Annotated in this window: 13 protein-coding genes and 1 tRNA gene; 5 read left to right on the plus strand and 9 right to left on the minus strand. The window is 71.5% G+C overall.

Annotated elements, in window-relative coordinates:
• The first annotated feature begins 364 nt into the window (after positions 1 to 364).
• Positions 365 to 616 (plus strand): DUF4287 domain-containing protein, encoded by a 252-nt coding sequence (locus tag FYX01_RS25325; RefSeq protein WP_150246176.1) that lies wholly within the window; start codon positions 365 to 367, stop codon positions 614 to 616.
• Between the two features lie 121 nt (positions 617 to 737).
• Here the strand turns inward: FYX01_RS25325 and FYX01_RS25330 are convergent, their stop codons facing one another.
• The 3 genes from FYX01_RS25330 to pruA form a co-directional block, all read right to left on the minus strand.
• Positions 738 to 1,631, minus strand: a complete 894-nt coding sequence (locus FYX01_RS25330) for a Bax inhibitor-1/YccA family protein (protein ID WP_150246179.1) — start codon at positions 1,629 to 1,631, stop codon at positions 738 to 740.
• A gap of 143 nt (positions 1,632 to 1,774) precedes the next feature.
• On the minus strand, positions 1,775 to 2,701 hold the full coding sequence (locus FYX01_RS25335) for a proline dehydrogenase family protein (protein WP_150246182.1): 927 nt from the start codon (positions 2,699 to 2,701) through the stop codon (positions 1,775 to 1,777).
• A 134-nt stretch (positions 2,702 to 2,835) separates the two neighbouring features.
• On the minus strand, positions 2,836 to 4,461 hold the full coding sequence (gene pruA / locus FYX01_RS25340; protein ID WP_150246185.1) for an L-glutamate gamma-semialdehyde dehydrogenase: 1,626 nt from the start codon (positions 4,459 to 4,461) through the stop codon (positions 2,836 to 2,838).
• Positions 4,462 to 4,603: 142 nt separating this feature from the next.
• Between pruA and FYX01_RS25345 the strand changes: the two genes are divergently transcribed.
• Complete coding sequence (locus tag FYX01_RS25345) at positions 4,604 to 6,451, plus strand: helix-turn-helix domain-containing protein (RefSeq protein ID WP_150246188.1); 1,848 nt, start codon at positions 4,604 to 4,606, stop codon at positions 6,449 to 6,451.
• Between the two features lie 218 nt (positions 6,452 to 6,669).
• Here the strand turns inward: FYX01_RS25345 and FYX01_RS25350 are convergent.
• The 4 genes from FYX01_RS25350 to FYX01_RS25365 form a co-directional block, all read right to left on the minus strand.
• A tRNA-Leu gene (locus FYX01_RS25350) sits at positions 6,670 to 6,746 on the minus strand.
• 152 nt (positions 6,747 to 6,898) lie between these two features.
• Positions 6,899 to 8,275: an NAD(P)/FAD-dependent oxidoreductase gene (locus tag FYX01_RS25355; RefSeq protein WP_150246191.1), complete on the minus strand. Its 1,377-nt coding sequence runs from the start codon at positions 8,273 to 8,275 to the stop codon at positions 6,899 to 6,901.
• A 331-nt stretch (positions 8,276 to 8,606) separates the two neighbouring features.
• Positions 8,607 to 9,608 (minus strand): Ppx/GppA phosphatase family protein, encoded by a 1,002-nt coding sequence (locus FYX01_RS25360; RefSeq protein ID WP_150246194.1) that lies wholly within the window; start codon positions 9,606 to 9,608, stop codon positions 8,607 to 8,609.
• A complete protein-coding gene (locus FYX01_RS25365; RefSeq protein ID WP_150246197.1) occupies positions 9,605 to 10,198 on the minus strand; it encodes a DUF501 domain-containing protein in 594 nt (197 codons plus the stop codon). Before FYX01_RS25365 ends, FYX01_RS25360 begins: the two co-directional genes overlap by 4 nt.
• A 200-nt stretch (positions 10,199 to 10,398) precedes the next feature.
• Here FYX01_RS25365 and crcB (FYX01_RS25370) point away from each other — a divergent pair, with 200 nt between their 5' ends.
• A complete protein-coding gene (gene crcB / locus FYX01_RS25370) occupies positions 10,399 to 10,851 on the plus strand; it encodes a fluoride efflux transporter CrcB (protein ID WP_150246200.1) in 453 nt (150 codons plus the stop codon).
• Positions 10,848 to 11,228 carry a fluoride efflux transporter CrcB gene (gene crcB, locus FYX01_RS25375; RefSeq protein WP_150246203.1) on the plus strand — a complete coding sequence of 127 codons (381 nt, stop codon included), beginning with the start codon at positions 10,848 to 10,850 and terminating at the stop codon, positions 11,226 to 11,228. Before crcB (FYX01_RS25370) ends, crcB (FYX01_RS25375) begins: the two co-directional genes overlap by 4 nt.
• A gap of 21 nt (positions 11,229 to 11,249) precedes the next feature.
• Here crcB (FYX01_RS25375) and FYX01_RS25380 read toward each other — a convergent pair whose 3' ends face one another.
• Entirely contained in the window at positions 11,250 to 11,621 is a 372-nt protein-coding gene (locus tag FYX01_RS25380) for an FtsB family cell division protein (protein ID WP_150246207.1), read from the minus strand.
• 141 nt (positions 11,622 to 11,762) lie between these two features.
• The gene (gene eno / locus FYX01_RS25385) at positions 11,763 to 13,046 is read right to left on the minus strand and encodes a phosphopyruvate hydratase (RefSeq protein WP_150246209.1); all 1,284 of its coding nucleotides are present in this window, start codon (positions 13,044 to 13,046) and stop codon (positions 11,763 to 11,765) included.
• A 412-nt stretch (positions 13,047 to 13,458) separates the two neighbouring features.
• Here eno and FYX01_RS25390 point away from each other — a divergent pair, with 412 nt between their 5' ends.
• On the plus strand, positions 13,459 to 14,922 hold the full coding sequence (locus FYX01_RS25390) for an FtsW/RodA/SpoVE family cell cycle protein (protein WP_150246212.1): 1,464 nt from the start codon (positions 13,459 to 13,461) through the stop codon (positions 14,920 to 14,922).
• The last annotated feature ends 42 nt before the right edge of the window (positions 14,923 to 14,964 follow it).

The following is a 14,964-nucleotide window of genomic DNA, read 5'->3' on the forward strand; positions in this document are numbered from 1 at the left end:
ATGCCCTGTTCGAACCACGCTATCGCGGTCTCGCGTTGGGAGGGGGTGAGCGTGCTGTTCGCTCTGATGGGACTGCTCCCTGGTCGATGGAACTGGATTTCCAGTCCAACTTCCAGGGAGCAGTTCATGTTCCGGGCCCCTCGCCGTGTTCGGGCGCTTTGTCCTCTGGCCACCAGGTGGTTCCGGCGCTGTCGGAACACGTGTGACCGCCCCCTGTCACATCCGCGTTCGGCTACGTAGCACTTCCGGGCAGACGTTCCCGCACCGGCAAGGTAAAAGCTGGTGACCAGGGCTTGTCCAAAACGTGATCCTGATGCAGGGTCGCAGATAAGTGCCACACGCCAACGCGCTGCCGGAGGTGCCTATGTCGGTAACCCACTCGCCGGAGATCCACGCCAAGCTCATCGAACGCATCCCGGTCGTCACCGGCCGAGACCTCCACGAGTGGTTCGACGCCCTCGACAAAGGACCGGGCCTGGTGCGCTGCCAGGACCGGTCGAACTGGCTCGCCGACGAATACGATCTGCCCCAGTGGTACGCACAGGCCCTCGTGACGGAGTACGACCGCCGCCGCAGGAACCGCTCCATCCCCGCTCCCCGCCGCAGGAGGGCCTGACCCGCGGTCGGCCGCGGCCGCACACGCGACATGACGAAGGGGCCGCCTCCCGGTGAACACCCGGGCGGTGGCCCCTCTCGTACGGGACCCGCGGTCAGCGGCCCCCGCCGTCCGGAGCAGGCTACTCGGAGAACATCGTCTTGATGATCCAGAGCAGGCGCAGGATCTCGATGTAGAGCCAGACCAGGGAGACGGTCAGGCCGAAGGCGAACTGCCAGGCGAACCTGTTCGGGACACCGGCGTTGAGTCCCTCCTCGATACCGCGGAACTCCACGGCCAAGGTCAGGGCGGCCAGGACGACGAACACGATGCCCACGAGCAGGCCCAGCGGACTGGGCTCGCGGATGCCGAGGCCGCCCGAGACGAAGAAGCTCAGGACGAAGTTGACCAGCATCAGGGCGGCGGCGCCGAGCACCGCGTACGTGACGGCCTTGACGAAGCCGTCGGTCACCTTGATGATGCGGAACTTGTACAGGGCGAGCATCACGCCGAACACCGCGACGGTACCGATCACCGCCTGGGTGACGAGAGCGCCGCCAGCACCGGCGTCACCGGTGCTGGCCTCCAGCATGCGGCCGAAGAACGCGGAGAGGCCGCCGACGAGCAGGCCCTCCAGGGCCGCGTAGGCCAGGACGGCCGCGGGGTTGGTGATCTGCTTGAAGGCGATCACCAGGCCCAGGACCAGGCCGCCGAGGGCACCCACGATGGTGAGCACCAGGGCGAGGCCGGGTGCCACACCGAACAGGAAGTAGTTGACGACGCCCAGGGCCGCGACGACACCGAGCGTCATCCCGGTGCGCACGACCACGTCGTCGATGGTCATCGGCTGGCTGTCGGCGCTCTGCACCGGGCCGCCGGGGTAGCCCTGCTGGGGGTAGGGCTGGCCGTAACCCTGCTGGCCGTAACCCTGCTGCTGACCGTAGCCCGGCTGGCCGTAACCCTGCTGGGGATACCCAGTCGGTCCGGCCTGCTGGAGCGCCCGCTTGAGAGCGGGGTTGGAACTCCGCATGCGCATGTCTCGTCAAGGCCCTTTCAACGCGTGGTTCACTGCCCACAAAGTAACGTACGGGCCTCGCACCAGGTTCCGTGGGCATGGTCACCGTTGGGCAACGGGCCTCCCGGATCCCGGCCCCGCCGGGGCGTGTCCGGCGGGACGTCCTACCCGCGTGTGATCAGTGAGCGGGCGAAGAACAGCATGTTCGCCGGACGCTCGGCCAGTCGGCGCATGTAGTACCCGTACCACTCGGTGCCGTAGGGGACGTAGACGCGCACGCGCCTGCCCTCGGCCGCGAGGCGGACCTGCTCGGCGTCGCGGATGCCGTAGAGCATCTGGTACTCGTAGTCGTCCGCGCCGCGGCCGTTGGCCGCGGCCAGCTCGCCGGCGATGGCGACCATGCGCGGGTCGTGCGAGGCCACCATCGGGTAGCCCTCGCCCTCCATGAGCACGCGCAGCGCGCGCACGTACGCCTTGTCCACCTCGGCCTTGTCGCGGAAGGCCGCCGACTCGGGCTCGTCGTAGGCGCCCTTGCACAGGCGCACGCGCGAACCGGCGCCGCTCAGGTCGCGGCAGTCGGCCTCGGTGCGGCGCAGGTAGGCCTGGAGCACCGCACCCACGAACGGGAAGTCCTGGCGCAGTTCGCGCAGGATGCCCAGGGTGGAGTCGGTGGTGGTGTGGTCCTCCATGTCCAGGGTCACCGTGGTGCCGACCGCCTGGGCGGCCTCGGCGATCTGGCGGGCGTTCTCCAGGGCGATCTTCTCGCCGTCCCGGTCCAGGAACTGGCCCACGGCCGAGAGCTTGACCGACACCTCGGCTCGGGAGCTCAGACCGGCCTCGCCCAGCGCGGCCAGCAGGTCCTGGTAGGCGGTCACCGTGGCCGTGGCCTGGACCGTGTCGGTGGTGTCCTCACCCAGGAAGTCCAGGGTGACGTGGCGGTCCCGGGCCAGCTCCCCGACCGCGGGGAGCGCCTCCTCCAGGGTGGAGCCCGCGACGAACCGGTTGACCATGGCCCGGGTGACGGGAGTGCGCTCGACGATCTCACGGCAGGTCTCGGACCTGGCGGCGAGCAGCAGGGGCTTACGAAGCATGGTGACCTCGAAGAAGACGTGCGCGAGCCGGTCGGCTGGCGCGGGCGGGGCGCGGCCGGGGGTGTCCCGGCCGCACCGGTGGGTCAGGACGGGGTCCGCGCCCCCTCAAGGCGGAAGGGGGCGCGGACCCGGCGTCATCCCTGGTGGGGATAGGAGGAGACCGTCGGCGCGACGAACGTCTCCTTGATGGCGCGCGGGCTGGCCCAGCGGGACAGGTTCTGGGCCGAACCCGCCTTGTCGTTGGTGCCGGAGGCGCGGGCGCCGCCGAAGGGCTGCTGGCCCACGATGGAGCCGGTCGGCCGGTCGTTGACGTAGAAGTTGCCCGCGGCGAAGCGCAGCGCCTCGGTGGCCTTGGCGACCGCGGCGCGGTCGTTGGCCAGGATGGCGCCGGTCAGGGCGTAGGCGGAGCCCTCGTCGACGACCTTGAGGATCTCGTCGAACTTCTCGTCCTCGTAGACGTGGACGGCGACGACCGGACCGAAGTACTCGGTGCGGAACACGTCGTGGGACGGGTCCGAGCCCTCGATGATGGTCGGGCGCACGAAGTAGCCGACGGAGTCGTCGGCGGTGCCGCCCGCCAGGATGTTCAGGGTCGGGTCGGACTTGGCGTCCTCCAGGACCTTGGACAGCTTGTCGAAGGCACGGCGGTCGATGACGGCGCCGATGAAGTTGGACAGGTCCGCGACGTCGCCCATGGGCAGTGCCTCGGTCTCGGCGGCGAGGTCCTCGCGGACCTTCTCCCACACCGAGCGGGCGACGAAGGCGCGTGAGGCGGCCGAGCACTTCTGGCCCTGGTACTCGAAGGCGCCGCGCACGATCGCGGTGCGCAGGATCTCGGGGTCCGCCGAGGAGTGGGCGACGATGAAGTCCTTGCCACCGGTCTCGCCGACGATGCGCGGGTAGGAGCGGTAGTGGGAGATGTTCTCCCCGACGCTCTTCCACAGGTGCTGGAAGGTCTTGGTGGAACCGGTGAAGTGCACCCCGGCCAGGTCGGCGTCGTTGAGGGCCACGTCGGAGACGTCCAGGCCGTCACCGGTGACCATGTTGATGACGCCGGGGGGCATGCCCGCCTCCTCCAGCAGGCGCATGGTCAGCTCGGCGGCGAACTGCTGCGTCGGGGAGGGCTTCCACACGACCACGTTGCCCATCAGGGCCGGGGCGGTGGGCAGGTTGCCCGCGATGGCGGTGAAGTTGAAGGGGGTGATCGCGTAGACGAACCCCTCCAGCGGGCGCTGCTCCATACGGTTCCACACGCCCTTGACGCTCAGCGGCTGCTGGGCGATGAGCTCGCGGGCGTAGGAGACGTTGAAGCGCCAGAAGTCGATCAGCTCGCACGCCGAGTCGATCTCCGCCTGCTGGATGGTCTTGGACTGACCGAGCATGGTGGCGGCGTTGATGGTGGCGCGCCAGGGGCCGGAGAGCAGCTCGGCGGCGCGCAGGATGATGGCGGCGCGGTCGTCGAAGGACATCGCGCGCCATGCGGGGGCCGCGGCCTTGGCCGCGGCGACGGCGTCGCGCGCGTCGTCGTGGGTGGCGTTGCGCATGGTGCCCAGGACGGCGGAGTGACGGTGCGGCTGCACGACGTCGATGGGATCGCCACCGCCCATGCGGCTCTCGCCGTCGATGCGCATCGGCAGGTCGATGCTCCGGCTGCCGAGCTCCTCCAGCTTGGCCACGAGCTCCTCGCGCTCGGCGCTGCCGGGCGCGTAGGACAGAACGGGTTCGTTCTGCGGCAGAGGGACGTTGGTCACGGCGTCCATGGGCACCTCCCCAATGAAGAATGTCCCTGAAACAAGCAGGGTCTGGCTGATTCAACGCTCTCAGAGCGGGGCCGTGCGAACCTTGTGGGGCAGGCCACTCTTTGCCCGCCTTATTTGTTCACCAGGACAAAATGGGACACATATGAGTAATGACGCCCCACCCCACGACCCGTTTCCCACCGCTGGCGACAGCTCGTCCGGGTTCGATCCCGGAACCGGCGTCCCTCCTGTTCAGAGCGGAGTCTCCTCCGAGGAACCGACGGGCATCCCTCTGCGGAGGCTGCTGCTGGCGCTCGGCGACCCCGTCCTGGACGTGGCCGCCGCACCGGGCGGGATCGATGTTCGGGTGGACAACGTGGTCATCCTCGATCCGGAGGACCGCCCGGAGGTGCGCGAGGGCGACCTGGTGCTGCTGATCGGTGCGCGGGGGGCCTCGGCGCGGCGGCTGCTCCGGACGCTCGCCGAGCAGGGCGCCACGGCGGTCGCGGTCAAGGCCAGCGGACACGCACCCCAGGAGGAGGTGTTGCCGCCGCCCTCCGGGACGAGGCCGGGCCGGCCCCGTCCCGGCGCCGCCGACGAGCCGTGGGCTCTGCGCACCGAGGCGCAGGAGACGGGGATCGCGCTGCTCTCGGTCCGCCCCGAGGTGCGCTGGGACCAGTTGCAGTCGGTGTGCCAGTCCATCGTGGACGACGCACGGCTGACGGCCTCCGAGGACCTGAGCGAGGCCAGCGGAGACCTGTTCTCCATGGCGCAGACGATCGCCCAGCTCACCGGGGGCCTGGTGAGTATCGAGGACGCCGCGAGCCGGGTGCTGGCCTACTCCAGCGGCGCGGAGGTGGACGAGTTGCGGCGGCTGTCGGTGCTGGGGCGGCGCGGCCCGGAGTCGTACCTGGCGCTGCTGCGCGAGTGGGGGGTGTTCGCCAAGCTGCGCGCCGGCGAGGAGGTGGTGCGCGTGGAAGAGCACCCCGAGCTGGGCATCCGGCGCCGGTTGGCCGTGGGTATCCACGCCGGGCGCCAGCCGCTGGGCGCGATCTGGGTGCAGGAGGGGTCGCGGCCGCTGGCCGAGCACGCCGAGGAGGCCCTGCTGGGCGCGGCGCGCACCACGGCCCTGCAGATGATCCGGCAGCGCACCCAGGCCAGCGCGGGGCTGCGGCTGCGCGAGGACCTGCTGTCGAGCCTGCTGGAGGGGCGCATCGACGCCGGCGCACTGGCCGACACGGTGGAGGTGCACACCGACCGGGGCGCCCTGGTGGCGGCGTTCGCGATGGCAGAGGGATCGGAGGGGACGGGCGAGGAGGGGGCCGGGCGTCCCGACCGGCCCGAGCTTGAGCTGCGCCGCCGCCAGATGGTCGACCTGGTGTCGGTGCACACGGCGGCCTACCGGCGCAGCGCCCTGGTGACCGAGCTGGGCGGACGGGTGTACGTGCTGCTGCCGGACCTGGCGCGCGGCCGTGAGGGGTGGCGCGGGGTGGAGCAGTCGGTACTGGCGCTGACACGCAAGACGGTGTCGGCCGCGCGCGCGGCCCTGGGGCTGGAGGTGCAGGCCGCGGTGGGGGCGCTGGTGGAGCGGCTGGGCGACGTGCCGGACTCGCGGGCGGAGGCGGACCGGGTGCTGGACGCGATGGGACGCGACCTGCACCGGGGTGTGGACTGGGAGGTGGCGACCATCTCCGACGTGCGCTCGCGGGTGCTGGTCAGCGAGACCCTGGCACGGCTGCGGGAGGACCCCTCGCTGCGCGATCCGAGGGTGAGCCGGCTGGTCGAGCACGACCGTGCGGGCGGCGCCGACCTGGTGCACTCACTGCTGGCCTACCTGGAGGCGTTCGGTGACGCGCGGTCGGCGGCCGAGCGGCTGCACATCCACCCGAACACGCTGCGGTACCGGGTGCGCAGGGCGGCGGCGGTGAGCGGGATCGACCTGGGCGACCCGGGCGAGCGCCTGTTCACCCAGCTCCAGCTGTTGATGGAGCAGCAGGGCTCCGAGCGCTGAACCCGGAGCCGTGTTCTCGGGGCCTCCGCTCCGCTTCGGCCCGTGCTCGGACGCCCGCGGAACGGGAGCCTTCGGCCTCTACGCGTACTCGTCCCCCGGGCGCGCGCTCCGCGGCCTCCGGAATCCCGTGGGCGCCCGAACCGCCCCCCGCTCAACAGGTCCCGTCTTCCGTACGGGATGGCGGAGGGCGACGCGGGGCCGGGCGGCGGAACAGGTACTGGTACCCCCGGTCGGACTCGAACCGACACTTGTGACCCTTTTAGGGGGCCTGCCTCTTCCATTGGGCTACGAGGGCGAGCCCATCATACCGGGCGGGTTGATTGCCCACTTTGATTAAAGTTGGCCGGATTGGGACAGGAGAGGACCGGCTTCCCCAAGGAAACCGGTCCTCTCCTGTGCCTGACCGTGCAGCCGCGTCGGTGGGCGTGGCGGGACACCCGGGCGGTGTCAGCTGACCCGGCGCAGGCGGCCGTCCTCGACCTGCGGCTGGCTGGCCTCCTCGAAGGCCTGCCGGGGCTCGGCCATCTCCGGGAGCGCGGCGAAGTCGCGGCGCAGGAGGAAGGCGAGCGTCCAGTCCGAGAGCACGCGCATCTTGCGGTTGAAGGTCGGGACCGCGAACAGGTGGTAGGCCCTGTGCGCGTACCAGGCCATGCGGCCGTTCAGCCGGATCTTGCCGAACAGCTGTGCGGCGCCCTTGTGCAGGCCGAGCCCGGCGACCGCGCCGAGGTTCTTGTGGCGGTAGGCCCTGAGCTCGGTGCCGCGCAGGCTGGCGACCACGTTGTCGGCGAGCACCGGGGCCTGGCGGACCGCGTTCTGGGCGTTGGGCGGGTAGTAGCCGCCGTTGCCGTCGGGCACCTGGGCGTTGTCACCGCCCGCGAAGACGTTCTCGGCGCCGTTGACGGTGAGGTACTCGCTGGTGTCCAGGTGGCCCTTGGGGCCGAGCGGCAGGTCACTGGCGGCCACGACCGGGCTGGGCTTGACTCCCGCGGTCCACACCAGGGTCCCGGCGTCGAACTCGGCGCCGTCGCTGAGCTTGACGCGCTGGTCGACCGCCGACTCCAGGAAGGTCTTGAGCCGGACGTCGATGCCGCGGCGGCGCAGCTGGTTGAGGGCCTTGGTACCGACCTCGGGGCCGACCTCGGGCAGGATCTTGTCGGCCGCCTCGATGAGGTAGAACCGCACGTCCTCCAGGTCGATGGAGGGGTGGAGGCGGACCGCGTCGCGGACCAGGTCCTCCAGCTCGGCGATGGCCTCGGCGCCGGCGAAGCCGCCGCCGACGAAGACGAAGTTCAGCGCCTTCCTGCGGGTGGCCTCGTCGTCGGTGGAGTCGGCGATGGCGAGCTGGTTGAGGATGTGGTTGCGCAGGTAGGCGGCTTCCTCAACGGTCTTGATCCCGACGCCCCACTCGGCCAGGCCGGGGATGGGCAGGGTGCGCGAGACGGCGCCGGCGGCCATGACCAGGTAGTCGTAGGCGATGGTCTCGGGCTCGCCCGCGTTGGGCTCGTAGCGGACCGTACGGTCGGCCTGGTCGATGCGCACGACCCGGCCGCCCAGGACGCGGGCCCTCTTGAAGACCTTGCGCAGCGGGACGACGACGTGGCGGGGCGAGATGCTGCCGGCCGCGGTCTCGGGCAGGAAGGGCTGGTAGGTCATGTAGGAGTTCGGGTCGATGACGGTGATCCGCGCCTCACCGGACCCGAGCTTCCTCTCCAGCCGCCTCGCGGTGTACATCCCGAGGTAACCGCCGCCGACGATGAGGATGTGCGGGATCTCCGCCTCGTCCCCTCCGCCGTGTACCAGCCGGTAATTCCTGCTCTCGGTCATCGCATATCCGCCCTAACGGTTCCTTGAGTGTGGCGCCCCCTCTTCCCAGGGGCCGCGAGGTCGTCACGGTCTTCGGTCGCCCACGCCGCGGTCGCGGTGGGGTGCCGCCCGGGCCGGAGCGGGTGCTTCGACCCACTTCGGTGGGTGCTTGTGCATTCTTTCACAAGCATCTGCCGACAGAGAAGCTTCACACCAGCCCACCTTTTCACCACTTCCCGCCCCGGACCGATCACGTTTTCGCAGGTCACAGCGGTTGTGAAAGCATTCACAAGGCTCTGTCGGGGTGACACGACTCACCTGGCGAAGCACTGGCGAGGTCCCCGAAGGCCCCTTAGACGAGGCTCCAGGCGACACCGTCGAGGATGTCGTGCTCACTCGCCGTGAAGAAGTCCGCACCCGTGCGGGCCAGCACCCGGGACAGCACCAGCGCACCCGCGCCGATGACGTCCACCCGACCGGGGTGCATGACGCCGATGCGTGAACGCTCGGCGGAGGTCGCCCCGAGCAGTTCCCCGGTGATGCGTTCCAGGTCGGCGGCCCCCACGCGGGCGTGGTGGATGCGCTCGGGGTCGTACTCGGGCAGGTCCAGGGCGATCCCGGCGACGGTGGTCGCGGTGCCCGCGACGCACACGACCGAACCGGCCTCGCGCAGCGGGACCACACGCTCGACCTCGTCCAGCGCGGCCTCGATGTCCGCGGTCGCCGCCTCGATCTCCTTGGCCGTGGGAGGGTCGCCGCGCAGGTGGCGCTCGGTCATGCGCACACAGCCGATGTCCACGGACAGAGACGCGCGGACCAGTTCGCCGTCCGGGTCACCGCCCTCCCCGTCGCCGGGGTCGCCGCCCAGGACGAACTCGGTGGAGCCGCCTCCGATGTCCACCACCAGGAACGGCGGGGACAGCCGGCTCTCCCCGTCCTCGGCCGCCTCGGCCTCGAACTCGGCCGTGGCGCCCACGAAGGACAGCTCCGCCTCGTCCAGGCCGGTGACCACCTCGGGCTCCACGCCCAGGATCTCGCGGACGCCGTCGATGAACACCTGGCGGTTGTCGGCGTCGCGGGTGGCACTGGTGGCGACCATGCGCACCGCGTCCGGCCCCAGCGGGATGCCGTGGGTCTCGATGGCCTCGGCGTAGCCGCGCAGCGCCTCGAAGGTGCGCTCCAGGGCCTGGGGCGCGAACGCCCCGGTTTCGTCCACTCCCTCGCCCAGGCGCACGATCTCCATGCGCCGGTCGACGTCGACCACCTGTACCTCGTCGTCGCCGACGTGGACGACGTCGGCGATCAGCAGGCGGACGGAGTTCGTTCCGCAGTCGATGGACGCGACACCGCTCATGACCCGTTCCCTTCGACGCCCTCGGGGGCGTCCTCGTCGACACACACGCACGGGCCCCTGTCCCACCAGTGCGGCAGTTCCTCCAGCGCCTCGGCGCCGAAGGGGTTGGTCCCCGGCTCCGCGAGCTCGTGGGCGACCAGGGCGTGCAGGCACTTGACCCGGGTGGGCATGCCACCGGTGCTCTGCATTCCCTCGGGCAGCGGCTCGACACCGTCCAGCCGCGCCTGCTCGGAACGCTCGGCGAGGTAGGACTCGTGCGCCCTGGTGTAGGCGGCCCGGAGCTCGGGGTCCCGCCCCAGCCGCTCCTGCATCTGGCGCATGCGGCCCTCGTTCTCCATCCGGCCGATGGCCGAGGCCGCGCGCGGGCACGTCAGGTAGTACAACGTCGGGAAGGGCTCGCCGTTCTCCAGGCGGGGCGCGGTGCGCACCACGTCGGGCAGGCCGCACGGGCAGCGGTGTGCGACCCCGCGCACCCCGCGCGGCGCGCGGCCCAACTGGAGTTCGACGGCGGTGAGGTCGCGCTCGGCGACCGGGGCGGTGCGCCCGGCGGCGTCTACGGGCCCCGGAACGGGCTGATCTGCGGAAGTCATGGCGCACCCAGCATAGGGCCGGTACGGGGTAGCCTGGGCTCGCTCGGGCACGCACCGGCGCCCGTGGCGCCGCCCCGAGGGGTGGCGCGCGGCAGTGGGGCCCGCCGTCGCCGACCGCATCCGCCAACGGTCCCCGCACGGCAGCGGCCCCGTGCCCACCCGGCCGAGTCCACGCCCCGGGGCGTGTTCGTAGGAGGAGCATGCCCACGGGCGAACACCTGGCACCGCGTGGGGCCCGCGCGCCGGGTACCGCGGCGATGGCCGGTGTCGCCGCCTGTGGCGGAGCCGCGGGTGCGATGGCCCGCCACCTGGTGTCGGTGGCCTGGCCGGTCCCGGACCAGGGCCTACCTCTGGCCACCATGGCCGTCAACCTCACCGGCGCCGTGCTCATCGGCGTCCTGGTCACCGCGGTCACCGTCCCCAGGGCCGCGCCGCCGTGGGTCGGGCAGCTGCTCGGCACCGGCTTCCTCGGCGGCTTCACCACCTACTCGGCGCACACCCTGGACATCGGCCTGCTGCTGGCGTCCGGCCGTGTCCTCCCCGCCGTGGCCTACATGGCGCTCACCCTGGTCGGGGCCGTGGCCGGTGCCGCCCTGGGCTCATGGGCCGCGGGGCTCCTGGTCCGCGCACCGAGCGGCGGGAGGCGCCCGTGAGCTGGGAACTGTGGTCCGTGGGCCTGGGGGGCGCCGCCGGCGCGGCACTGCGCTACCTGGTGGACGGGGCCGTCCGGCGGATGGTCTCCGACCGGCTCCCCTGGGGCACGCTCACCGTCAACACCGCGGGCACCCTGCTCCTGGGCCTGGTGTTCGGCATCACGTCCGCGACGGCCGTGCCGCCGCAGGTGTGGGCCCTCGTCGCCGTCGGGCTGTGCGGCGCCCTGACCACGTACTCGACGTTCTCGCACGAGGTCCTCGCACTGGCCCGGAACGGGCGCCCGCTCACCGCGGCGGCCTACGCCGCCGCGACGGAGTGCTGCGCGCTGGCCGCGCTGGCCGCCGGAACGCTCCTGGCCCGCGCGCTCCCCCTCTGATCTGAGGACGGTGAGGGGCCTTCAGAGCCCGCCGCCGGGCGGCGGGCTGTCGGCCTCCTCCACCGAGCGCCACAGGGAGGTGAACCAGGGTTCGCTGGGGCCGGTGTCGGTCTCGGCGTCGTCCTCGGCGTCGGGCCGGGCGATGATGTAGGTGGTCTCGCCGGGGTACTGGTAGTGCAGCCGGACCCGGGCCTCGCGCTCCACGTAGGACTCCTGGGAGAGCTCCTCCTCCCGCTCGCGCAGTTCGCGCACGCTCTCCTCCATGCGCGCCTGCTCCTCCTGGAGCTGGGCGATGTGGGCGCGCTGGGCGACGTACTCGCGCAACGGATAGGCCAGGCTGAGCGCGATCACGCACACCACGAGCGCGAGGATGGCCGCGCGGCTGGTGAGCATGGGCCGCACCCCGGGGGTGCGGCCCGTGCTCGTGCCGACGGGTCCCGTCCTCCGGGCAGGATCACGCCCGGGCCTGTCGGCTTTGGTCGCCTTCTTGGCCTTTGGGAGCTGCTGCTCGGATTCGCGGGACACTGGGGCAGACTAGCCGCGCTTGGCGAAACGCGGGAAGGCCGACACGCCCGCGTACACGGCGGCGTCGTCGAGCTCCTCCTCGATGCGCAGCAGCTGGTTGTACTTGGCGACCCGCTCGCTGCGCGCCGGGGCGCCGGTCTTGATCTGTCCGGCGTTGGTGGCCACCGCGATGTCGGCGATGGTGGTGTCCTCGGTCTCACCGGAGCGGTGGCTGATCATCGCCGTGTAACCGCTGCGCTGGGCGAGGGCGACCGCGTCCAGGGTCTCGGTGAGGGTGCCGATCTGGTTGACCTTCACCAGCAGCGAGTTGGCGGCGTCCTCCAGGATGCCGCGCTGGAGCCGCTCCGGGTTGGTGACGAACAGGTCGTCGCCCACGATCTGGACCCGGTCGCCGATCTCGGCGGTGAGCCTCTTCCAGCCGGCCCAGTCCTCCTCGTCGAGGGGGTCCTCGATCGAGACGAGCGGGTAGGCGTCCACCAGCTCGGCGTAGTAGGCGGCCATGTCCTCCGCCGAGCGCGCCCTGCCCTCGAAGGTGTACACGCCGTCGGTGCAGAACTCGGTGGCGGCCACGTCCAGGGCGAGCGCGATGTCGGTGCCCGGGGTGTAGCCCGCCTTCTCGATGGCCTCCACGATCAGGTCGAGGGCGGCGCGGTTGCTGTCCAGGCTGGGGGCGAAGCCGCCCTCGTCGCCCACGCCGGTGCCCAGTCCGTGGGACTTGAGGACCGACTTGAGGGAGTGGTAGACCTCGGTGCCCCAGCGCACGGCCTCGGCGAAGGTCGGGGCGCCGACCGGCGCGATCATGAACTCCTGGATGTCGACGTTGCTGTCCGCGTGCGCCCCGCCGTTGAGGATGTTCATCATCGGCACCGGAAGGACGTGCGCGTTGGGACCGCCGACGTAGCGGAACAGGGGCAGTCCGGCCTCGGCGGCGGCGGCCCTGGCCACGGCCAGGGAGGCGCCCAGGATGGCGTTGGCGCCGATCCGGGACTTGTCCGGCGTACCGTCCAGGTCCATGAGCGCGCGGTCGATGATGCGCTGCTCGTCGGGGGCGTGGCCGAGCAGCTCGTCGGCGATCTCGTCGTTGACGGCCGTGACGGCCTTGGTCACGCCCTTGCCGCCGTAGCGCTCGCCGCCGTCACGCAGCTCGACGGCCTCGAACTGGCCGGTGGAGGCGCCGCTGGGGACGCCCGCACGTGCGATGGTTCCGTCGTCGAGCAGAACCTCGACCTCGACTGTCGGGTTTCCCCGGGAGTCGAGGATCTCCCGCGCCTGTACTGCCTCGATGGACGCCACAGTCTATCTCCGTCTCTTCGGGTTTCTCGGACCACTGGTTCAGGACCCGACACGAGACTAGCGACCTCACCCCGGGAGGGAAGTGCGCACCCGGCGGAATTGGTCTAGTCCATACCGGATATGCCGGGTTCCGGGGCCGGCATCGCGATGTCCACGGCACGTTCGCGGTGGGCGGGGCCTCCTCCGGGGAGAACAGGACCGAGGCGTCCCGGACGCCGCCGAGGGCGACCACCGCGCCCGTCCGGACGGGAACCCCGTTCCCGGCCCCCGCGAACGGGGCGCCCGGACCGCGGCACGTCACCGGACAGGCGCGACTCCACCGCCTATAGTGCAACCGCGGACTTGCACTCCGGGCCGAGGTGCCCGGCCCGGGCGCTCCGGGCCCCACACGGACGGCAGGACGACAGACGACATGGGCAGCCCCGAGACCGAGTCCGGCCCCGCCGACGGGGCCCTGCCGCCGAGACCCAGGCGCCGCGCCGAACTCGTCCTCCTGGCGGCCGCCCTCCTGACCGCCGCCGCGACCCTGCTGTCGGCGTCGCTGTCCGTCACCGGAGGCCTGGACCCCGCCCCGCTGGTCTACCTGGGCGTGCTCTGCGCCGGAGCGGTCGGCCTGCACACGGCGCTGCGCCTCACCGCCCCCTACGCCGACCCGGTCGTCGTACCGGTGGCCACCGTCCTGAACGGGCTGGGCCTCACCATGATCTGGGTCCTCCAGATGACCGGGTCCGATCCGGGGCACGACAACGCCGACCGGCAACTGCTGTGGACCGTGACGGGCATGGTGCTGTGCACGGCCACGGTGGTGCTCGTGCGCCGACCGTGGCGGCTGAGCATGTACACGTACCTGATCGCGACGGCCGCCCTGCTGCTGCTCCTGTTACCGCTGTCCCCGCTGGGGCACGAGGTGCTGGGCGCCCGGCGGTGGATCCGCCTCGGACCGTTCACCATGCAGCCCTCGGAGTTCGCCAAGGTGCTGCTGGTGGTCTTCCTCGCCGCCTATCTGGGGAGGCGGCGCGAGGTGATGGCGCTGGTCACCCGCACGGTCAGGATCGGGCGCCTCAAGGTGTTCAGCGTGCCGCGCGCCCGCGACCTCGCCCCGATGGCGGTGGGCTGGGGTATGGCCATCCTGTTGCTGGTGGGCACCCGGGACCTGGGAACCTCGCTGCTGCTGTTCGGCACGTTCCTGGCGGTGCTCTACGCCGCCACCGCGCGCAAGTCGTGGGTGCTCATCGGCCTGGTGGCCTTCGCGAGCGGGGCGTACGTGGCGTATCTGCTGTTCGTGCACGTGCGCAACCGGGTGGAGGCCTGGCTCAACGCGTTCGACCCCGACGTGTACGCGCGTCCGGGCGGCAGCTTCCAGGTCGTGGAGGGCATGTTCGCCCTGGCCGGGGGCGGCCTGACGGGCACCGGGTTCGGCGGCGGCTTCGTCCAGGAGGTGTTCGCCGCCGACAGCGACCTGATCCTGGTGTCGGTGGGCGAGAAACTCGGGCTGACCGGGCTGATGGCGGTGCTCCTCCTCCTGTTCCTACTGGCCGAGCGGGGCTTTCGGATCGCCCTGGCCACCCGCGACTGGTTCCTGAAGCTGACCGCGCTGGGGTACGCGTTCCTCACCGCGTTCGACGTGTTCATCGTGCTGGGAGGAGCGACGCTCATCATCCCGCTGACCGGCATGACCACACCGTTCCTGTCGGCGGGCGGATCGGCGCTGACGGCCAACTGGGTGGTCGTGGGACTGTGGCTGGTCATCAGCGAGAACGCTCGGCGGCCCCAGGGGGCGTCCGTCGCCGCTCCGGCGGCGGACGACCCCTCCACCGAGGTGATCCGCGTGCACGCCCCGCCCGAGTCGGCGCGGCGCCGGCGCGGGGACCAGTAGCGCCGGTCCCGTCCCGCGTTCCTCACCTCTCAGGTCGGTACA

This window comes from Nocardiopsis quinghaiensis (assembly GCF_008638365.1).
GTDB lineage: Bacteria > Actinomycetota > Actinomycetes > Streptosporangiales > Streptosporangiaceae > Nocardiopsis > Nocardiopsis quinghaiensis.